This is a genomic window from Winogradskyella sp. 4-2091 (assembly GCF_045765065.1).
GTDB lineage: Bacteria > Bacteroidota > Bacteroidia > Flavobacteriales > Flavobacteriaceae > Winogradskyella.
Genome location: NZ_JBJKOD010000004.1, coordinates 24,385 through 44,338, shown reverse-complemented (window position 1 = coordinate 44,338; position 19,954 = coordinate 24,385). Strand labels below are relative to the sequence as shown.

The 19,954-nt window shown below is 32.9% G+C and carries 18 protein-coding genes; 12 read left to right on the top strand and 6 right to left on the bottom strand.

Features of this window, described 5'->3' with window-relative positions; translation table 11 throughout:
• Nucleotides 1-2 precede the first annotated feature (2 nt).
• Entirely contained in the window at nucleotides 3-554 is a 552-nt protein-coding gene (locus ACJBCC_RS06380; RefSeq protein ID WP_407556697.1) for an NUDIX hydrolase, read from the bottom strand.
• 79 nt (nucleotides 555-633) lie between these two features.
• Complete coding sequence (locus tag ACJBCC_RS06375; RefSeq protein ID WP_299101137.1) at nucleotides 634-1,722, bottom strand: M42 family metallopeptidase; 1,089 nt, start codon at nucleotides 1,720-1,722, stop codon at nucleotides 634-636.
• A gap of 125 nt (nucleotides 1,723-1,847) precedes the next feature.
• Between ACJBCC_RS06375 and ACJBCC_RS06370 the strand changes: the two genes are divergently transcribed.
• Nucleotides 1,848-2,567 carry a DUF4294 domain-containing protein gene (locus ACJBCC_RS06370; protein WP_299101139.1) on the top strand — a complete coding sequence of 240 codons (720 nt, stop codon included), beginning with the start codon at nucleotides 1,848-1,850 and terminating at the stop codon, nucleotides 2,565-2,567.
• Nucleotides 2,551-3,177, top strand: coding sequence for a hemolysin III family protein (locus tag ACJBCC_RS06365; protein WP_407556696.1), 627 nt, complete (start codon nucleotides 2,551-2,553; stop codon nucleotides 3,175-3,177). The genes ACJBCC_RS06370 and ACJBCC_RS06365 overlap by 17 nt, the downstream gene beginning before the upstream one ends.
• 6 nt (nucleotides 3,178-3,183) lie before the next feature.
• Here ACJBCC_RS06365 and ACJBCC_RS06360 read toward each other — a convergent pair whose 3' ends face one another.
• Together ACJBCC_RS06360 and ACJBCC_RS06355 are read right to left on the bottom strand one after the other, a co-directional pair.
• Nucleotides 3,184-3,969 (bottom strand): hypothetical protein, encoded by a 786-nt coding sequence (locus ACJBCC_RS06360; RefSeq protein ID WP_407556695.1) that lies wholly within the window; start codon nucleotides 3,967-3,969, stop codon nucleotides 3,184-3,186.
• A gap of 185 nt (nucleotides 3,970-4,154) precedes the next feature.
• Entirely contained in the window at nucleotides 4,155-4,973 is an 819-nt protein-coding gene (locus ACJBCC_RS06355) for an SOS response-associated peptidase (protein WP_407556694.1), read from the bottom strand.
• A gap of 159 nt (nucleotides 4,974-5,132) precedes the next feature.
• On the opposite strand from ACJBCC_RS06355, the gene ACJBCC_RS06350 reads away from it, so the two are divergent.
• The gene (locus tag ACJBCC_RS06350; protein ID WP_299101147.1) at nucleotides 5,133-6,272 is read left to right on the top strand and encodes a lycopene cyclase family protein; all 1,140 of its coding nucleotides are present in this window, start codon (nucleotides 5,133-5,135) and stop codon (nucleotides 6,270-6,272) included.
• 3 nt (nucleotides 6,273-6,275) lie between these two features.
• Here the strand turns inward: ACJBCC_RS06350 and ACJBCC_RS06345 are convergent, their stop codons facing one another.
• Together ACJBCC_RS06345 and ACJBCC_RS06340 are read right to left on the bottom strand one after the other, a co-directional pair.
• On the bottom strand, nucleotides 6,276-6,515 hold the full coding sequence (locus tag ACJBCC_RS06345; protein WP_299101149.1) for a hypothetical protein: 240 nt from the start codon (nucleotides 6,513-6,515) through the stop codon (nucleotides 6,276-6,278).
• A gap of 14 nt (nucleotides 6,516-6,529) precedes the next feature.
• Nucleotides 6,530-6,988: an SRPBCC family protein gene (locus ACJBCC_RS06340; protein WP_299101151.1), complete on the bottom strand. Its 459-nt coding sequence runs from the start codon at nucleotides 6,986-6,988 to the stop codon at nucleotides 6,530-6,532.
• A gap of 257 nt (nucleotides 6,989-7,245) precedes the next feature.
• Between ACJBCC_RS06340 and ACJBCC_RS06335 the strand changes: the two genes are divergently transcribed.
• The 9 genes from ACJBCC_RS06335 (at nucleotide 7,246) to ACJBCC_RS06295 (ending at nucleotide 19,927) form a co-directional block, all read left to right on the top strand.
• Nucleotides 7,246-9,195: a peptidylprolyl isomerase gene (locus ACJBCC_RS06335; RefSeq protein WP_407556693.1), complete on the top strand. Its 1,950-nt coding sequence runs from the start codon at nucleotides 7,246-7,248 to the stop codon at nucleotides 9,193-9,195.
• A gap of 10 nt (nucleotides 9,196-9,205) precedes the next feature.
• Nucleotides 9,206-10,057, top strand: coding sequence for a peptidyl-prolyl cis-trans isomerase (locus tag ACJBCC_RS06330; protein ID WP_407556692.1), 852 nt, complete (start codon nucleotides 9,206-9,208; stop codon nucleotides 10,055-10,057).
• A 22-nt stretch (nucleotides 10,058-10,079) separates the two neighbouring features.
• Nucleotides 10,080-11,459 carry a peptidylprolyl isomerase gene (locus tag ACJBCC_RS06325; protein WP_367179566.1) on the top strand — a complete coding sequence of 460 codons (1,380 nt, stop codon included), beginning with the start codon at nucleotides 10,080-10,082 and terminating at the stop codon, nucleotides 11,457-11,459.
• A 5-nt stretch (nucleotides 11,460-11,464) separates the two neighbouring features.
• Nucleotides 11,465-12,418 carry an AAA family ATPase gene (locus tag ACJBCC_RS06320; RefSeq protein ID WP_407556691.1) on the top strand — a complete coding sequence of 318 codons (954 nt, stop codon included), beginning with the start codon at nucleotides 11,465-11,467 and terminating at the stop codon, nucleotides 12,416-12,418.
• A 43-nt stretch (nucleotides 12,419-12,461) separates the two neighbouring features.
• On the top strand, nucleotides 12,462-12,617 hold the full coding sequence (locus ACJBCC_RS06315; RefSeq protein ID WP_299101159.1) for a hypothetical protein: 156 nt from the start codon (nucleotides 12,462-12,464) through the stop codon (nucleotides 12,615-12,617).
• Between the two features lie 320 nt (nucleotides 12,618-12,937).
• Nucleotides 12,938-15,715: a bifunctional aconitate hydratase 2/2-methylisocitrate dehydratase gene (locus ACJBCC_RS06310; RefSeq protein ID WP_407556690.1), complete on the top strand. Its 2,778-nt coding sequence runs from the start codon at nucleotides 12,938-12,940 to the stop codon at nucleotides 15,713-15,715.
• A 212-nt stretch (nucleotides 15,716-15,927) separates the two neighbouring features.
• Nucleotides 15,928-18,195 carry an aconitate hydratase gene (locus ACJBCC_RS06305; RefSeq protein ID WP_407556689.1) on the top strand — a complete coding sequence of 756 codons (2,268 nt, stop codon included), beginning with the start codon at nucleotides 15,928-15,930 and terminating at the stop codon, nucleotides 18,193-18,195.
• A gap of 111 nt (nucleotides 18,196-18,306) precedes the next feature.
• Nucleotides 18,307-18,978 carry a Crp/Fnr family transcriptional regulator gene (locus ACJBCC_RS06300; protein WP_299101164.1) on the top strand — a complete coding sequence of 224 codons (672 nt, stop codon included), beginning with the start codon at nucleotides 18,307-18,309 and terminating at the stop codon, nucleotides 18,976-18,978.
• 70 nt (nucleotides 18,979-19,048) lie between these two features.
• The gene (locus ACJBCC_RS06295; RefSeq protein ID WP_407556688.1) at nucleotides 19,049-19,927 is read left to right on the top strand and encodes an anti-sigma factor; all 879 of its coding nucleotides are present in this window, start codon (nucleotides 19,049-19,051) and stop codon (nucleotides 19,925-19,927) included.
• Nucleotides 19,928-19,954 lie beyond the last annotated feature (27 nt).

Here is a 19,954-nt window from a genome sequence, read left to right as displayed (position 1 = left end):
TATTAATTATTTTCCTTTATAGTTTTTAATATGAATTTGTAATAATCTGTATTACTAGTTACAAAATGCGAATTGGTTTCACTGTGATTTAATAAAGATTTAAAGGCCTTGAAAGTAACCAATTTAACGGCTTCAACTTCCTCTTCTTGAATAGTAAGTTGGTTTAAGTCTGTCTGTAATTTTGCAATAAAGACTTGATGAAATTCATTATCTTGAATTTTACCTTCTGCATAACTGGATTCATGCAGAAAAACACCAATATGTTTTAAATCTTTGGTTTCTAAATCTAATCCAATTTCTTCTTTAGTTTCGCGTACAGCCGCTTCAGTAAAAGATTCGCCAGCGTCAATATGTCCTGCAACAGATACGTCCCAAAGCAAAGGAAAAATGGCTTTCTTGTGAGACCGTTGTTGTAATAATATTTTACCATTAGACGTATATAACCATAAGTGAATGGTGTTGTGATACAAACCATTGGCATGAGCTTTAGATTTTAAAGCTGTTTTACCAGTTGGTTTACCATGTTTGTCAACGATGTCTATAATTTCATCCATAGTTGTAAGAAGACCTCAAAGATTTCGGAAACCTTTGAGGTCTTTAAAATTATTAGTCTGCTAAAGCTAGCTTGGCTAGTTATTTGAAGTAACTAAATGTTTCTCCGTCTTCTATCTTTAATAATGTTTCGTATATTAATTTAATTACATTTTCTACATCATCTCTATGCACCATTTCTACAGTAGTATGCATATAGCGTAATGGTAAAGAAATTAATGCAGAGGCAACACCTCCATTACTATAAGCAAAGGCGTCTGTATCAGTACCAGTTGCTCTAGATAAAGCAGCACGTTGAAAAGGTATTTTCTTCTCTTCTGCAGTCTCTGTTATTAAATCACGTAATTTTTGTTGCACAGCAGGTGCATATGCTACAACAGGACCTTTACCAATTTCGGCATAGCCTTGTACCTTTTGGTCTATCATTGGTGTTGTTGTATCATGAGTTACATCAGTAACAATAGCAACGTTTGGTTTAATGGTTTGTGTAATCATTTCGGCACCACGTAAACCAATTTCTTCTTGTACAGAATTAGTAATGTATAAACCAAATGGTAATTTCTTTTTGTTTTCTTTTAGTAAACGAGCGACTTCTGCAATCATAAACCCACCCATTCTATTATCTAAAGCACGACAAACAAATTTGTCTTTGTTTAAGATATGAAATTCATCTGGATACGTAATTACACAACCAACATGAACACCCATTTTTTCAACTTCGTCCTTGTCTTTTGCTCCAATATCAATACAAATATTATCTGGTTTTGGCGCTTGTTCTTTTGCTTTACTTCTGGTATGGATCGCTGGCCAACCAAAAACACCTTTAACAATACCGTTTTTAGTGTGGATATTTACAATTTTACTTGGCGCAATTTGGTGATCACTACCACCATTTCTAATTACGTACAATAATCCGTTGTCTGAAATATAATTAACATACCAAGAAATTTCATCTGCATGTCCTTCGATGACAACTTTGTATTTTGCTTTTGGATTAACAACTGCAACTGCAGAACCGTAGGTGTCCGTAATGAATTCATCTACATAAGGTTTAAGATAATCCATCCATATTTTTTGTCCTTCCCACTCATATCCTGTAGGTGACGCATTATTTAAATATTTCTCTAAAAAGTCCAAAGACTTTTTGTTCAATAATTGTTTTTTAGCCATTAGTTTTAATTTTCCTTAAAAATAATAATATTAATACGAATTTAGGGTTATAGACTATAAATATTACTAATTTTGAATATGTATAAAACTAGTATTTTGGTATGGTTTTAGCTTTAAAGAAATTAATGAAGAATTTTATTTACATAGCGATGTTTTTTTCTGCCGTATTATCTGCGCAAGAAACACCTGTGGAGCAAGAGCAAGATTCTACAGAAGTTCAATACATGATTATTGAAGGAGATTCTATACCAGTTACTGCTGTTGAGTTAAACGAAGTTTTGGTGCTGCCCAACTTAAAATTCGATAATAAAGCGGCTAGAATTAGATACATCATTTTAAGACGAAAAACACTCAAAGTTTATCCGTACGCTAAGTTGGCGGCTGAACGTTTAGAAGCATTACAAGAGCGCTTAGACCAACTTGAACGTAAAAGAGATAAGAAGAAATATGCCAAAGTAATACAGAAGTATATTGAAGATGAATTCTCAGCAGAATTAAAGAAGTTAACTAAAACAGAAGGTCAGATTTTAGTAAAACTAATTCATAGACAAACAGGTAAAACTACGTTTGAATTAATAAAGGAATTACGAAGTGGTTGGCGTGCCTTTTGGTTTAATAGTACAGCGAGTTTATTTGATATTTCTTTAAAAAAAGAGTTCAGTCCTATAAATGAAGAAGAAGATTATTTAATAGAAGATATTCTGCAACGTGCATTTCAAAACGAAAGATTAAAACGACAAGAACCTGCATTTGATATAGATTTTTATGCTTGTGTATCCAAATGGTCCAAAGGGAAAAAAGTGAAGCGTATAAAATATAACGTTGAAGATGCGAAGCCAAACTAAACGAGAAGAACAATTAAACACTTGGACGCATGGTTTAGGCGCATTACTAGGTTTAGTTGCTTTAATTCTTTTAATCTTAAAAACCGATAACACACAATCATGGCACCTCTTTAGTGTTATTGTATATGGATTATCTACTATCATTTTATTTTTAGCGTCAACGTTTTACCATGCCGTGGAAGACGATAAAAAGAAACACTATTTTAGAATAGTAGATCACGTTAGTATCTATTTACTTATTGCAGGTACTTATACACCAGTTTTACTTATTTCCTTGACTGATAGTTTGGGTTGGACGCTCTTTTGGACTGTTTGGGGAATTGCCCTTTTTGGTGTGATTTTAAAGTTATTTTTTACAGGACGATTTGAACTGTTCTCTACCTTGCTCTATTTAGTAATGGGTTGGCTAATTATTTTTGATTTTTCTAATGTTTCAGAATCACTTGGTTCTGAAGGTGTTTTGTGGTTGTTTGCTGGTGGCTTATTTTATACCGTTGGAATCATATTTTATGCCATTCAAAAAATTCCTTACAATCATGTTATATGGCATCTATTTGTTTTAGCTGGTGCTATTTCACACTTTATGATGATCTATTTATTTGTGATCTAAGATGCGTTATTGATTAATTTGATTAAGAATGGCATCAATTTGGTCATGCACATTTCTCAATTGCTTATCATAGGATTCAGAATCATAAAGGATCCGTTTTTTAAATAATTCAAAAGCTTCAAGTCTTAATTTAGAATAGGTCATTAATTTATCGTTTCGCTCAATTAATTCTGGAGGTAAACCTTCAATGGTATTAGTTTTATTAATAATTTCGATATTTTCCTTCCATTTTGGTATGCTAACCTCGTTGAGTTCTGTGATAAGAGCAGAATTATCTTTTTTATCTATGTAGTCATAGAATTGCAAAGAGGCTTCTTCATTTTTTGAAAATTGCTCAAATTCAGTTTCATAAGTATCGTACACTTTGTCTGGTAGCGCAAAAAGGATAGCAAATGTTATAGAAGTAATTAATATTAATGCAAGAAACCCTATTCCTACGGCTCGCCAACTAGAATAGAATTCGTTGTTTTTTTCTAAATGATTATTTAAAATGTTACCATGAATTTTCTCTACGATTAAATAAATGATTCCTGTGTAAACTGCAGGAATAATCATTCTAGGGATTTTATCTACTATATATTCTGGCAAAGTAAACATGCTTCCAAAAATGATAATGGTAACTATTATAGACAGGATTAACGTTTTGTTTCCTTTTTCAGGTTCATTTAAAGCTTTATAGTTTTGATTTATAAGATAACCAGCAGCCAAAGGGCTACCAATGAAACTTGCAATTCCGATTGATCTTTGAGAGTATAATTTTAAATGTTCAGTAGGATTATTATTGTCGCTCATTTTTAGGGTTTATGCGTTTTGAATTTTAAAATTTTGTATGCCAATCCAATTGGAGATACGATAGCAATCAAAACTATATTTTAGTAAATTAAACTATAAAAAGTGAATTATAAAAGACGAAACCTTCAAATTAATAATAATTCCTAAAGTAAATTTGTAATGTAAACTAGGTATTTTATTTTAAATTAAAAATTAGTAATTAAATCATCATAGGTTACCAATTTAGAAGTTTCTTCTACATTACCAAGATAATTTTTACCTCTCAGCTTTTCTACTGTATGCGCTTTAAGCTTGTCGCTAGGAAAAGATGGAATTGGGTTTTTGAAGAAAGCTTCGCTAGATTCATTTTGGTGAAAAGTAAGCCATTTATCTTCTATATCATCTGTTAAAATTAAAGGCATACGAGGTTCTTTAATTTTCGGATTATTATGAATTTTAGATAGTATTGTATTCCCTTTGGTAGTCACAATTGTGAAAGAATTAAATTTTCCGCCAGTGTCAGGATCTGTCCATTCGCTCCACAAACCAGCTAGTGCCATAGGCTTTTTGTCTGAGCGTTGTATATAAAAAGGATATATTTTGTTGTCATAATGATGATGCTCGTAAAAACCATCAATATAAATAATGCATCGTTTATCTTTTAGAGAGTCTTTAAACGAAGGTTTGTCATAAATAGTTTCAATACGAGCATTAAGTGTGCTATTCCAAATTTTTTGCTGCTGTTGTTTGTCTTTTATCCAATGTGGAACTAAACCCCAAGTTGCAACAATAGGAAATTCTGGTGCGTCATTAGTATAAATTAATAGTTCTGGATGCGAAAAGCCAGAAGCATGAAAAATGGGTAAATCTGTAAACGGAATTAAATATTCAAGTATTTCTGTAACAGCCGATAAGTCGCCTTTTCTTTGAGCTCTTTTTAGCTGTGTTTCTGTACTTGCCTTAATATCATAACACATTATATAATCTTTTAAATCGAAACGATGAGGAAAAATCGATAGCCTCATTTATTTAATGTAAAGCTAAGATTAAAATTCTTTTGTTTTCAAGAGGTCTCAATATTTAAATGGTTTCTAAGCTTATTATATTATTTCTCTGAGTATGTTAATTGCATTTTTAATCATAAAATGCTTTAATTTTACATTTAAAATTCTTCTATCAAAGATTTGACTACATACGATTATATAATTTTAGGAGCAGGTGCGTCTGGTTTATTATTAGCATACAGAATGGCTAATGATTCTTTTTTTGATGACAAATCAATTTTAATTATTGATAAAATTAAGGATAAGGGGAATGATAGAACGTGGTGCTATTGGGAGGAAGGTGTTGGCGAATGGGACACTATGTTGACTAAAGAATGGTCTAATGTTTTTTTTGGAAGTGATTCATTCTCTAAAAAAATAACAATTGCTCCATACCGCTACAAAATGATAAGAAGTAAGGATTTTTACGATGAACTTTGGAAAACCCTTTATAAAAAACCGAATATTACATTTATTGAGGAAAACGTCGATAGTTTTTTAGAACTAGAAACTGGAGTACAAGTTATAACTGATAAAGTTAATTATTTAGGATCAAAACTGTTTAATAGTATACCTAATCCGGAAGTATATGCGTCTCAAGAAACGTATCCTTTAATTCATCAGCATTTTGTAGGATGGTTTGTAGAGCTAAAAGAGGATTTTTTTGATGACTCTACAGCGACATTTATGGATTTTTCAGTGCCACAAAAAGATAATACACGTTTTATGTATGTCCTGCCAATAAATAATAAACAGGCATTATTTGAGTATACGTTGTTTTCGGGCGAGTTGTTGCGATTGTCTGAATACGAAGATGGTATTAAAAACTATTTAAATAAAAAAGGAATATTTGAATATAAAATAATAGAAAAAGAAAAAGGTAATATACCAATGACGTCTTTTAAGTTTTCTGACTTAAATTCTAAGAACATCCTTAATATTGGTACAGCTGGTGGATGGACTAAAGCAAGTACAGGTTATACGTTTAGTAATACCGCTAAAAAGACGAAGCAAGTCGTTTCTTTTTTGAAACAAGATAATGACTTATCTAAGTTTCATAAGAAAACTAAATTCTGGTTTTACGATTTAATATTTCTCGATGTTTTAGCCAACAATAATGATGAAGGCGCTTCAATGTTTTCGTCTATGTTTATGAAAGCACATATTAAAACAATTTTTAAATTTTTGGATGAAGAATCAACATTGATTCAAGATTTAAAAATAATACTGTCAGTGCCACCCAAACGTTTTATTCAAGCGTTTTTTAAAAGACTGTTTTAAAGGTTATTTTGCTGTGTAAACCTGACCACGATGTGGTTTTAGAGCATCTCTAATGGGTTTCATCTCAGACTCAGCAACGACCATAAAAGCTAAAGTATGCATGTCACTGATGGTTTCAGTTTCAATAATAGTAATATCTAGCTCGTTTAAAGCTACATATTCTTTTAAGTGAATAACATGGTGCTCTGCAGTTTTATTGGCTACAGGTCCTCTAAAATCCCAAATCAATTTTAATTGTCGCATGGAGTTAATTTAAATTAGGCGGACTGTAGAATAGAAATTCCGTTTTCAACAAAATTTTTAAAATTTTTTAAATACGTTTCGGTTTGTTTTTTAAAAGCACCTGGCATAAAAAATAACATAGCACTCATTCTAAAACTAGTAGGTTGGTACTCGTTTTTTGAAGTCCATTTAGTGTAATTATCTTCTGTAGTATTAAAATAATTTTCTTGTATGTTTCGCACACCTTCTGTTGTATACGAGGCATGATATTCGTTGGGGAAATTTTGCTTGGTTACGGTTTCAATGACTACTAGCTGACGTTTACCAAAAGAAAAATTCAATTTCATTTTAGCGCCAAGTTCACTAGGAATACCAGAGATATGTTCTGTACTTACTAAACCATCTTGCCAATGTTTAAGGTTGTCAATGGAATCGAGCTTATTTATAACTTCTGAAATTGGCTTCTTAATTAAAATTTCAGTGGTGTATTGCATTACGAGGGATTTTAACCAAATGTAAAAAAACAAAGAGCAATTATTTTGATAAATCGACGTTCTTAATGTTTTATTTGTTAAAATCAACGTTAAACTATAAGAGTTGTTAAACTAGTATGATTTTTACTACGTATCTATCAATTATAGTTCAACATTGCGTTTTATTCATCTTGCTAAATTAGCTATTTATGTTATTTTTGCTCAGTTTGAAAAAAACAATAGTGTTCTGCATTAAATTTAGATTAAAAATAAATGGCATGAAGTCAATAAAATTAAAATGTTTACTTGTATTCATATTTGCGCTTAACGTAACTTTTGCTCAAGACAAAGACGACGTATTAATTAACGTTGGTGGTAATCCTGTGATGGCATCAGAGTTTTTACGTGTATATCACAAAAATCTCGATTTAGTAAAGGATGAAAGTCAAAAAGATGTTGATGGATATTTAAAATTATTTACTGAATATCAGTTAAAATTAAATGAAGCTAAGCGTCTTAAATTAAACGAAGATAAAAAATACCAACGTGAGTTTTCTAGATATAAAAAGCAACTGATTAAAAACTATATTTCAGAAAATAAAGTTACTGATGAGTTAGTGAAAGAAGCTTATGACCGTAGTAATATTGATATTAAAGCGGCTCATATTCTAGTAAGATTAGACGCTACTGCAAAGGACACTATCGCTGCATACAACCAAGTATTAGATTTAAGAAAACGCGCGTTGAGTGAAGGGTTTGACAATGTGAAAACGAAAATGCACAATGGCGAAACTATTTTTATTGAGGACTTAGGATATTTTTCCGCCTTTAAAATGGTGTATGATTTTGAAACCGCTGCGTTTAATACACCAGTTGGCGAAATCTCAATGCCATTTAGAACACAATTTGGCTACCACGTGGTTAAAGTTATGGATAATAGACTATCTAGAGGAACTGTGACAGCAGCTCATATAATGATTAAGTCTGAGCAAAAAGATAGCTTACTAAATCCTGAAGAACGTATTAATACCATTTATAAAAAATTAAATCAAGGTGAAAGTTTCGAAGCTTTAGCAAAGCAATTCTCTGAAGATAAGAGTTCAGCAAAAAATGGAGGAAAAATCACTCCATTTAAAAGTGGTCAATTGAGTTCTATTAAATTTGAAGATGAAGCATTTGGATTAATGAATGATGGAGACATTAGTAAACCGTTTAAAACGGATTATGGTTGGCACATTGTAAAACGTTTAGAATTAAAACCAATTCCTCCATTTGAAGACGTAAAGGCATCTTTTGTGCAACGCGTTAAAAGAGACTCTAGATCTAAGCTTATAAATGAAGCCATGGTTGCTAAACTTAAGAGAAAGTATAAAATCAATTATAATGCAGACGCGAAATCTTATTTTGTAAAAGCATTGACGGATGACTATTATAATAGAGCTTGGGATTTGCCAACAGACCTTAAAGAAGATGAACCTGTTTTTACAATAAATAACAGAGCGTTTACGTATTTAGCTTTTGGAAATCATTTAAAGAATGCACAACGTTTATACGCTAATAATAAACTGCCATTAGCTGCTATTGTTGATAAGGAATTTGAGAATTTCTTTGAATCTTCAATTTTTAAATACAGAGAAGAGAATTTAGAAACAGAAAATCCGGAGTATGCTAATATATTAAAAGAGTATAGAGACGGACTTTTGTTGTTTGACCTTATGGAAAAAGAAATTTGGAATAAGGCGTCTAAAGATACTTTAGGTTTAGATAATTTCTATGAAAACAATAAAGCTAATTACACTTGGAATGATAGAGTAGATGTTTTGATTGCAACAACATCAGACGAATCTAAATTGAAAAAACTAAGGAAATTAATGAAAAAAGGAAAGTCTGAAACTGAGATTTCCGAAGCTTTAAATTCTGAAGATAAACTCAATGTGATTTTTACAAAAGGGATTTATAATTTAGATAATCCTGTATTGCCATCAGATTTTGTAGCAGAACAAGGTGTTTCTGATGTTTACAATAATCATAACGAGGCATTTCATATTATTAATGTGAAAGAAGTTCTTCCTGCAAGAATTAAAACTTTAGAAGAAGCCAAAGGAAATGTAATCAATGACTACCAAACCGAAATAGAAAATAACTGGATTAAGGATTTATATAAGCGATACAAAGTAGAAGTTAATGAAGAGGTGCTTAATTCTATTAAATCTAAAATTGGCAACTAAACCTATTTTTTTGAAGCAAACGTTTTACATACTAATTTTGGGTTTATTTCTTACGAGCTGTGATTTTTTTAAAAAATCAGATGATCGTGAGCCTGTTGCTAGAGTCAATGACACCTATCTTTATAAGGAAGATATTGCGGATATAGTACCGAAAGGCGCTTCAAAAGAAGATAGCACTTTAATGGTAAATGCATATGTAAATCGTTGGGCGAGACAGTTACTATTAATGGATGGTGCTTTAGTTAACTTATCTGAAGACAAACAAAACAGCTATTCAAGATTGGTAGAACAATATAAAACAGATTTATATACAAAGGCATATTTAGAAGGCTTAGTAAAAAAGAACATTGACAGCGTTGTGAAACCTGATGAAGCTAAACTTTTTTATGAAGCCAATAAAGAATCCTTTAAACTAAATGACGATCTTATTCAATTAAGGTACATTAGTTTACCTCTAAACCCAGTGAATTTAGATTCAATTAAAAAGCGATTTAAACGATTTAAAGCCAAGGATAAGAGGTATTTAGATTCAATATCTGTACAGTTTAAATCGTATTTGTTAAATGATTCGCTTTGGGTAAAGCTCAACCGTGTAGCAGAAAAGATTCCTATCATAACAGATGCTAATAAAAATCAATTGTTAAAAAAATCTAATTATTTACAACTCAAAGATTCATTAAACCTATATTTGATGCAAGTTAATGACGTGCGCCTTCAAAACGATTACGCACCTATGAATTATGTGAATTCATCGATTAAAAAAATTGTTATAAACAAGAGGAAATTAGAGCTCATCAAGCAACTCGAAAATGATATTACAAAAGATGCTATTAAAAACAATCAATTCCAAATTTATAAATAAAGCAACGTTAATCGTTTGCCTTTTGTCCGTTAGCTTTATTAACGCACAAGAAATTATTGATGAAGACCAACCAGTAAAAGAACAGGTTGCAGATAGTGTTGTAAACAAAACACGTATTAAAGCAGATGGCGTTGCTGCTGTTGTTGGAGATTTTATTCTACTAGAATCAGATTTAGATAGAGAAATTGAGCAGTTAAAAGCACAAGGTGCTGATTTAAGTGATTATACAAGATGTGAGCTTTTTGGTAGTTTATTAGAAAGCAAATTATACGCGCACCAAGCCATTCAAGATAGTGTTATTGTAAATGAGTTACAAATTCAAAGTAGAGTAGATCAACAATTTCAAGGTATTTTAGGTCAATTAAATGGCGATTTACAGAAAATGTTAGAATACTATAAGAAAGATACAGAGCAGGCTTTAAGAGATGAAATGTATGAAATCAATAAAAACAATTACTTGGCTCAAGAAATGCAAGCTAAAGTAACAGCAGATATTGAGGTTACACCAGAGGAAGTTCGTACCTTTTTTAATGACATACCTAAAGAAGAAAGACCAACGTTTGGTACAGAGTTAAAATTAGCTCAAATCGTTGTTATACCAGAGGTAACAGAGGATGCGAAACAAGCTGTTATTGATAAACTTAAAGGATTTAAAAAAGATATTGAAGAGAATAATTCTAGCTTTACAACCAAAGTATTGTTTTATACAGAAGATACAGCGTCTAAACGTGATGGTGGTAAATACACATTGAACAGAAAACAACCAAGAATGGTTAAAGAGTTTAGAGATGTTGCTTTCTCTTTACAAGAAGGCGAAATTTCAGAGCCTTTTGAAACTGATTTTGGTTACCATATAATATTGTTAGAAAAAGTTAGAGGACAAGAATATGATGTAAGACATATTTTATTGCGCCCAGAAATAACTCAAGATGCGATTAAAAAAGCTAATGATGAAATAAAAGAAGTTAGAGCGAAGATCATAGATGGTACACTTACATTTGCTGAAGCAGCTAGAGAGTTTAGTGATGAAGTTGAAACTAAATTTGAAGGTGGTCAATTAACAAATCCTACAACGCAAGATTTTAATTTTGAATTAACACGTATGGAGCCAGAATTATACTCTCAAATTCAAGATTTAAAAGACGGAGAGATAAGTGAGGTTTTACAAGATGAAGATCGTGTAAATAGTATTAAATTCAAAATTTTAACGGTTACAGACCGTATTGATGATCATGAAGCAGACTTCGCAAAAGATTATTTAAAAATTAAAAATTTAGCATTACAAGACAAGCAAATTAAAGCAGTTGCAAAATGGCAAAAAGAAACCATTGCTGATACTTACATTAAAATTAATGGTGAGTATAGAGAATGTGATTTTCAAAGTAACTGGTTAAAAAAGTAGAATATATGTCTGATGTTGTTAAAATTGAAAACTTTGTTAAGAAATTTGCTGCGCTTAAACAAGAAGTAGCAAAGGTAATTATAGGTCAAGATGAAGTTGTAAACCAAATTTTGATTTCAATTTTTTCTGGTGGACATTCACTATTAATAGGTGTTCCTGGTTTAGCAAAGACATTAATGGTAAATACCATTGCACAAGCTTTGGGTCTCGACTTTAAGCGTATTCAGTTTACACCAGATTTAATGCCAAGTGATATCTTAGGGAGTGAGATTTTAGATGAAAATAGACAGTTTAAATTTATTAAAGGTCCTATTTTCTCTAATATCATTTTAGCAGATGAGATAAATAGAACACCACCTAAAACGCAAGCCGCATTATTAGAAGCAATGCAAGAACGCTCAGTAACGGTTGCTGGTCATCAATATAAATTAAATTTACCCTATTTTGTCTTAGCGACACAAAACCCAATTGAGCAAGAAGGAACTTACCCTTTACCAGAAGCCCAGTTAGACCGTTTTATGTTTGCGATTAATCTAAAATATCCTTCATTTCAAGAAGAGGTGGATGTTGTAAAAGCAACCACAACTGATATTAAAATGACTGTAAATTCTTTGTTTACGTCAGATGAAATTATAGATTTTCAAAACGTAATTCGTCGTATACCTGTAGCAGATAATGTTATTGAATATGCCGTGTCATTGGTGGCTAAAACTAGGCCAAAAGAAAATACTGCAGCAGATATTGTAAAGGAGTTTGTAGATTGGGGAGCAGGACCAAGAGCTTCACAAAATTTAATTTTAGCAGCTAAAACACATGCCGCAACGAATGGGAAATTCTCTCCAGATATTGAAGATATTCAAGCAGTGGCAACAGGGATTCTAAGACACAGAATTATTAAAAACTACAAGGCCGAAGCGGAAGGTGTCACTGACGAGAAGATTATTCAGAGTTTGTTTTAGATGAAACTAAAAAACTTTACAGGAACAATTCTGATATTCCTTATTGGATTGTATAATCACTAAACTTGGAATTGGTTCAGCAGCAGCTGCTGGAAGTATAAGAGGTGGTGCTCTTTTCTTAATTATAGGAAGTTGTATTGAATTATTCGCGGCTATTATTGCTTTCTTTAAGGTATATAATTATTATAGAAAAGAATAAAACTACCTATTTATTGCGATGTCATTCTAGTAATATTTTTGAAGTTGAATTAGTTGTTAAAACTAAAATTTTGGTTTGATTTTTCATCTATTTATAATGGTTATTATTTAATAGTTATAATTTATAATTACTCAAATTTTGAATTATTGTTAAATTATTGATTTTGTGTACTTTTTTTTGTTAAAAACTTAATTAACATCAATAAAGTTTGCTAAATAATGTATTGTTTTCATTAGGCTTCCTATTTCATTACATATTTTTAAATCCTCTATAAAATGTGTAGATTTGTGTCCTTTTTAAAAAGAAATAACTCTACTTATATGAACATTTATAAAGATTATATCAAGGAGATCGCAGAACGTAAAGCTCAAGGTCTTCATCCAAAGCCAATTGATGGTTCAGAACTACTAAGTGCAATCATTGCGCAAATTAAAGATACAGAGCATCCAGATAGAGATGATTCTGTAAACTTTTTTATCTATAATGTTTTGCCAGGTACTACTAGTGCTGCAAGTGTAAAAGCTGAATTTTTAAAGGAGATTATTCTAGGAGAATCTGAAGTGAAAGAAATTACACCAGATTTTGCATTAGAGCAGTTATCTCACATGAAAGGTGGGCCGTCTATTAAGGTTTTACTTGATTTAGTTTTAGAACAAAAAAATATTGATATCGCTAAGAAGGCTGCGGAAGTTTTAAAAACACAGGTCTTCTTATACGAAGCTGATACAGAAAGATTGGAAAAAGCCATGAAGAATGGTTGTCCAATTTCTAAAGATATTATTGAAAGTTACGCACAAGCTGAATTCTTTACTAAACTTCCTGAAATAGAGGAAGAAATTGAAGTGGTAACATACATTGCTGGTGTTGGTGATATTTCAACAGATTTATTATCTCCAGGCGGTGATGCACATTCGCGTTCAGACAGAGAATTACATGGCCAATGTATGTTTGAGCATAATAAAGAAATGCAAGCAGAATTGTTGGCTTTAAAAGAAGCGCATCCTGATAAGCGTGTTATGCTAATTGCAGAAAAAGGAACAATGGGAGTTGGGTCTTCTAGAATGTCTGGTGTAAACAATGTAGCATTGTGGACAGGTATTTCTTCTAGTCCTTACGTGCCATTTATTAATATTGCTCCAGTAATTGCAGGTACTAATGGAATCGCACCTATTTTCTTAACAACTGTTGGTGTAACTGGTGGTATTGGTTTAGATTTAAAAAACTGGGTTATTCAAAAAGATGAAGACGGAAAAACAATACGTGATGAAGATGGAGAGCCTGTATTAAAAGAAATGTATTCGGTAGCAACAGGTACTGTTTTAACCATAAATACAAAAGAGAAGAAATTATACAATGGAGACACAGAATTAAAAGATATTTCTGCAGCATTTACACCACAAAAAATGGAGTTTATGAAAGCGGGTGGTTCTTACGCTGTTGTTTTTGGTAAAAAACTGCAAACATTTGCGGCTAAAGCTTTGGGTATAGAAGTGCCTCAAGTTTATGCGACTTCAAAAGAAGTATCAATTGAAGGTCAAGGGTTGACAGCAGTAGAGAAAATATTTAACAAAAATGCCGTAGGAACTTCAGGAGCTACATTACACGCAGGATCCTACGTTCGTGCAGAAGTAAACATTGTAGGTTCTCAAGATACTACAGGTTTAATGACTTCTCAAGAATTAGAGATGATGGCTGCAACAGTGATATCTCCAATTGTAGATGGTGCTTACCAATCGGGTTGTCATACGGCATCAGTTTGGGATGATAAGTCAAAAGCTAACATACCAAGGTTAATGAGTTTTATGAACGACTTTGGTTTAATTACAGGTCGTGATCCAAAAGGGAAGTATTTCCCAATGACAGATGTAATTCATAAAGTACTTAACGATATTACTGTTGGAGATTGGGATATCATTATTGGTGGAGATTCTCACACGCGTATGTCTAAAGGCGTTGCTTTCGGTGCGGATTCAGGAACAGTTGCATTAGCTTTAGCGACAGGTGAGGCATCTATGCCAATTCCAGAGTCAGTTAAAGTAACATTCAAAGGACAGATGAAATCTTATATGGATTTCCGTGATGTGGTTCATGCAACACAGCAGCAAATGTTAGAGCAATTTGGAGGTGAAAATGTATTTCAAGGTCGTGTAATCGAAGTTCATATTGGTACTTTAACCGCAGATGAAGCCTTTACATTCACAGACTGGACTGCAGAAATGAAAGCAAAAGCTTCCATCTGTATTTCAGAAGACGATACCTTAATAGAATCTTTAGAAATTGCAAAAGGTCGTATCCAAATCATGATTGAAAAAGGTATGGACAATGCAAAAGGTGTGCTTCAGGGACTTGTTGATAAAGCAGATACTAGAATTACAGAACTTAAAACTGGTATTAAACCATCGTTAAGGCCAGATGCTGATGCTGTATATCACGCAGAGGTAATTATTGATTTAGATGAAATCGCTGAACCAATGATTGCAGATCCAGATGTAAATAATGAAGATGTTTCTAAACGTTATACTCATGATAACATTCGTCCATTATCTTACTATGGTGGAACCAAAAAAGTAGATTTAGGTTTCGTAGGATCTTGTATGGTTCACAAAGGCGATATGAAAATCTTAGCTCAAATGTTGAAAAATGTTGAAGCGCAACAGGGTAAAGTAGAGTTTAAGGCACCATTAGTAGTTGCACCTCCAACCTACAATATTGTAGATGAATTAAAGGAAGAAGGCGATTGGGAAGTATTGCAAAAATATTCAGGTTTCGAGTTTGACGATAGCGCACCAAAAGGATTAGCACGTACCAAGTACGAAAACATGCTATACCTAGAGCGTCCAGGTTGTAATCTTTGTATGGGTAACCAAGAAAAAGCAGAGCCAGGAGATACGGTAATGGCAACATCCACACGTTTATTCCAAGGAAGAGTTGTAAAAGATACTGGTGAGAAAAAAGGAGAATCATTATTATCTTCAACTCCAGTGGTGGTATTATCTACCATATTAGGGAGAACTCCGACTATGGCGGAATATGAAGCTGCAGTAGATGGTATTGTGCTCACGAAGTTTAAACCTTCCACGAAACAATTAGTAAGATAGTACTATCAATATTTCATAAAAGAAGCCTGAATCCTAGATTTAGGCTTTTTTTTGTTATTGTAGTTCATCGTATAAGATAAGATTTTGATTTTAATTATAAGAAATTAAGTATTGATAAAACTTATTCCATCATCATTATATATAGTTGTTCTGCTTTAAAAGTCATTAGGCATTTTGTATATTAGTAGAATTAAATTAAAAATTAAAAGACTATGGCATTTGATATTGATATGATAAAGGACGTTTACAGCAAAATGACAGAGCGTGTAGACGCTGCTCGCGAGATTGTTGGTAAACCATTAACACTTTCAGAAAAGATATTATACTCGCATTTGTGGGATGGAAAACCAACTGAAGCATTCACTAGAGGTAAGCATTATGTAGATTTTGCACCAGACCGTGTTGCTTGTCAGGATGCAACAGCGCAGATGGCTTTATTACAATTTATGCAAGCAGGAAAACCAAAAGTAGCCGTACCAACTACAGTGCACTGCGATCACTTAATACAAGCTAAAGATGGTGCTGCTACAGATTTAAAGCATGCTAATAGTACAAGTAGTGAAGTTTTTAGTTTTTTAGAATCTGTTTCTAATAAATACGGTATTGGGTTTTGGAAACCTGGAGCAGGAATTATTCATCAGGTCGTATTAGAAAATTATGCATTTCCTGGAGGAATGATGATTGGAACAGATTCACATACCGTAAATGCAGGTGGATTAGGAATGGTAGCAATAGGTGTTGGTGGAGCGGATGCTGTTGACGTTATGGCGGGAATGGCATGGGAATTAAAATTTCCGAAACTAATAGGTGTTAAATTAACCGGAAAGCTTTCTGGTTGGACAGCACCAAAGGATGTTATCTTAAAAGTAGCTGGTATTGTTTCTGCTAAAGGAGGAACAGGAGCCATTGTAGAGTATTTTGGACCAGGTGCAACATCAATGTCTTGTACAGGTAAAGGAACTATTTGTAATATGGGAGCGGAAATCGGAGCGACTACATCCACATTTGGCTATGATGATTCTATGGAGCGTTATTTGCGTGCTACAGATAGAGCAGATGTAGCAGATGCTGCCAATAGCGTAAAAGATTATTTAACTGGTGATGCTGAAGTATATGCTAATCCAGAACAATATTTTGATCAAGTTATTGAAATTGATTTATCAGAACTTGGACCATTGTTAAACGGGCCATTTACTCCAGATTTATCAACTTCTGCTGGCAAAGATATGGGAGAAAAAGCAAAAGCAAATGATTGGCCTATACAAGTTGAATGGGGTTTAATAGGTTCTTGCACTAACTCCTCATATGAGGATTTATCTAGAGCGTCATCCATTGCGCAGCAAGCTTTAGATAAAGGGTTAAAGATGAAAGCAGAATTAGGGATAAATCCAGGTTCTGAGCAAGTAAGATATACTGCAGATAGAGATGGAATTTTAGGCATATTCGAAGAGTTAGACGCTAAGATTTTTACAAACGCATGTGGACCTTGTATTGGTCAATGGGCTAGGTATAGTGACCCTAAAAATGCACCAAAAAATAGCATAGTACATTCATTTAATAGAAACTTTGCAAAGCGTGCCGATGGAAACCCAAATACTCATGCATTTGTGGCTTCGCCAGAATTAACAGCTGCTATTGCAATTGCTGGACGTTTAGACTTTAATCCAATGAAAGATAAATTAATTAACGAAAATGGAGAAGAGGTTATGTTTGAGGAACCAACAGGATGGGAATTGCCTCCTAAAGGTTTTGAGGTCAAGGAGAATGGTTATTTAGCGCCTGTGGCAGATGGAAGTGGAGTAGAGGTTACGGTAAGTCCAACATCAGAACGCTTACAATTATTAACACCTTTTGAACCAATTGGGAATGAAATTAAAGGTGCTAAATTATTAATAAAGGCTTTTGGAAAATGTACAACGGACCATATTTCTATGGCAGGACCTTGGTTACGCTTTAGAGGTCATTTAGATAACATTTCTAATAACTGTTTAATAGGTGCTGTCAACGCGTTTGGTATGAAAACAAACTTTGTTAAAAATCAATTAACTGGTGATTTTGGAGGTGTGCCGGATACAGCTAGAGCATATAAAGCGGCTGGTGTAAAATCTATTGTGGTTGGTGATCATAATTACGGTGAGGGATCGTCTAGAGAACATGCTGCTATGGAGCCACGACATCTTGGTGTAGTTGCTGTAATTGTAAAATCTTTTGCTAGAATCCATGAGACTAATCTTAAGAAACAAGGTATGTTAGGATTGACGTTTGCAAATGAAGCGGATTACGATTTAATTCAAGAAGATGATACTTTCAACTTTTTAGATTTAGATGCATTTGCGCCAGACAAACAATTAAATTTAGAAATAGTACATGCCGATGGAAGTAAAGATACTGTTGCTTTAAATCATACATATAATCAAGCTCAGATAGATTGGTATAATGAAGGTTCTGCGCTAAACTTAATTAAGAAAGAAAATGCTTAATAATAATTAAAATTTTGAAGAAGCCTTTGAGAAATCAGAGGCTTTTTATTTTTATGTAAGTTTTGGCGATTTAATGCGACTAAGCATAAATCTAACAAATCCCATTATATAATGCAGTCACTGTGGTTCTTTGACGACGTTAACCTTATCCAGATTCTCTGTCCTCATAAATTTAACGAGTATAAAAATGAGCATAACTTCTGTGCTTACAATAAAAAAGATTATATCTATTTTGAATCTGATTCAGCTAACAAAATATATTTAATTGAAAGCGGAAAAGTTAAAATTGGCTATTATACAGAAGATGGTAATGAAGTCATTAAAGCAATTCTAACAAAAGGCGAATTATTTGGTGAGAAAGCTATTTTAGGTGATGATAAACGTGATGAATTTGCACAATCTATTGATAATAAAACTTCAATTTGTTCAATAGATGTGGATACCATGCATAGCATGATGCAAAAAAACCAATCCTTTAGTTTTAAAGTACATAAGTTTATAGGTTTTAAGTTTAAAAAACTAGAACGTAGATTACAACTCTTATTGTTTAAAGATACTAAAACAAGACTTGTTGAATTTTTACTTGAGCTTTGTCAAGATTTTGGTAAAAACTGTGATAAAACTGGAGATCAAATTATAAGACATCCATACACTCAAAAGGATATAGCCTCATTGATTGGGACATCTAGACCAACTATAAATATTCTCTTAAACGAACTAAAGGAGGAAAATTATTTAGATTTTAACAGAAAAGAGATAAGAATCTTAAAAAAAACCGCGTAATGTTAGCTGTCTAACATTTTATTATTATTTGCTTTTATATTTTTGATTGAACAAAAAAACAAAAAAAGCAATGAAAAAAAAAATGATTTTAGCGGCCTTGGCATTAGGGATTTTTGCCAGCTCGTGTAGTAATGATGATGACAACAGTAGTAGTTCAAATTCAAATTTAGTTCTTAGTCTTGATGGTTTAGAGGCTTTGGGTGACGATTTTGTTTATGAAGGTTGGATTATTGTAGATGGCGCGCCTGTCTCTACAGGTACATTTAGTAGTGTAGTTTTTCCACAAACGTATGTTGTTGATACGGATCAATTAAATAGTGCAACGACTTTTGTGCTATCAATTGAACCAGCAGTAGATAGTGATCCTGCTCCAGCAGACACTAAAATTTTAGCAGGCGATTTTTCAGGTAGCTCTGCAAATGTAGATTCAAATGGTATTGTAGGAGATTTTAGTGCTTCAACAGGTACTTATATTTTAGCCACACCAACTGATGCAGATGATACCAATGAAGAAAGTGGTGTTTGGTTTTTAGACAACTCAAGCGGTAGTGCAGTGGCAGGTTTAGATTTACCAACATTAACTGATGGTTGGGTTTATGAAGGTTGGGCAGTTTTAGATGGTACACCAATTAGTACAGGTACATTTACAGATCCAGCGACAGCTGATGATAATGCTTCAACGTCTTTGTTTAAAGGCGACACAAGCGATGGTCCTGCATATCCGGGAGAAGATTATTTACAGAATGCACCTGCGGGAATGACGTTTCCAACAGATTTAAGAGGGGCAACAATTGTTATTTCTGTAGAACCAAGTCCAGATAATAGTACATCACCTTTTACATTAAAACCTTTAGCAGGTATGGTACCAGGTGATGCGTCAGTACACGCACCAATTTCTTTAGGTGCAGGTCCTGTAGCTACAGTTACAGGAGTTGTAACCAGGAATTAATTTTAAATATTTGTTAGATATGAAGCG

Excerpts from the sequence above, each read along its gene's own strand:
- ACJBCC_RS06300 (WP_299101164.1), top strand. The coding sequence starts at position 18,307 with ATGCAGTCACTGTGGTTCTTTGACGACGTTAACCTTATCCAGATTCTC.
- ACJBCC_RS06310 (WP_407556690.1), top strand. The coding sequence starts at position 12,938 with ATGAACATTTATAAAGATTATATCAAGGAGATCGCAGAACGTAAAGCT.
- ACJBCC_RS06375 (WP_299101137.1), bottom strand. The coding sequence starts at position 1,722 with ATGGCTAAAAAACAATTATTGAACAAAAAGTCTTTGGACTTTTTAGAG.
- ACJBCC_RS06320 (WP_407556691.1), top strand. The coding sequence starts at position 11,465 with ATGTCTGATGTTGTTAAAATTGAAAACTTTGTTAAGAAATTTGCTGCG.
- ACJBCC_RS06295 (WP_407556688.1), top strand. The coding sequence starts at position 19,049 with ATGAAAAAAAAAATGATTTTAGCGGCCTTGGCATTAGGGATTTTTGCC.
- ACJBCC_RS06305 (WP_407556689.1), top strand. The coding sequence starts at position 15,928 with ATGGCATTTGATATTGATATGATAAAGGACGTTTACAGCAAAATGACA.
- ACJBCC_RS06360 (WP_407556695.1), bottom strand. The coding sequence starts at position 3,969 with ATGAGCGACAATAATAATCCTACTGAACATTTAAAATTATACTCTCAA.
- ACJBCC_RS06355 (WP_407556694.1), bottom strand. The coding sequence starts at position 4,973 with ATGAGGCTATCGATTTTTCCTCATCGTTTCGATTTAAAAGATTATATA.
- ACJBCC_RS06380 (WP_407556697.1), bottom strand. The coding sequence starts at position 554 with ATGGATGAAATTATAGACATCGTTGACAAACATGGTAAACCAACTGGT.
- ACJBCC_RS06335 (WP_407556693.1), top strand. The coding sequence starts at position 7,246 with ATGAAGTCAATAAAATTAAAATGTTTACTTGTATTCATATTTGCGCTT.
- ACJBCC_RS06340 (WP_299101151.1), bottom strand. The coding sequence starts at position 6,988 with ATGCAATACACCACTGAAATTTTAATTAAGAAGCCAATTTCAGAAGTT.
- ACJBCC_RS06365 (WP_407556696.1), top strand. The coding sequence starts at position 2,551 with ATGCGAAGCCAAACTAAACGAGAAGAACAATTAAACACTTGGACGCAT.
- ACJBCC_RS06345 (WP_299101149.1), bottom strand. The coding sequence starts at position 6,515 with ATGCGACAATTAAAATTGATTTGGGATTTTAGAGGACCTGTAGCCAAT.
- ACJBCC_RS06370 (WP_299101139.1), top strand. The coding sequence starts at position 1,848 with ATGAAGAATTTTATTTACATAGCGATGTTTTTTTCTGCCGTATTATCT.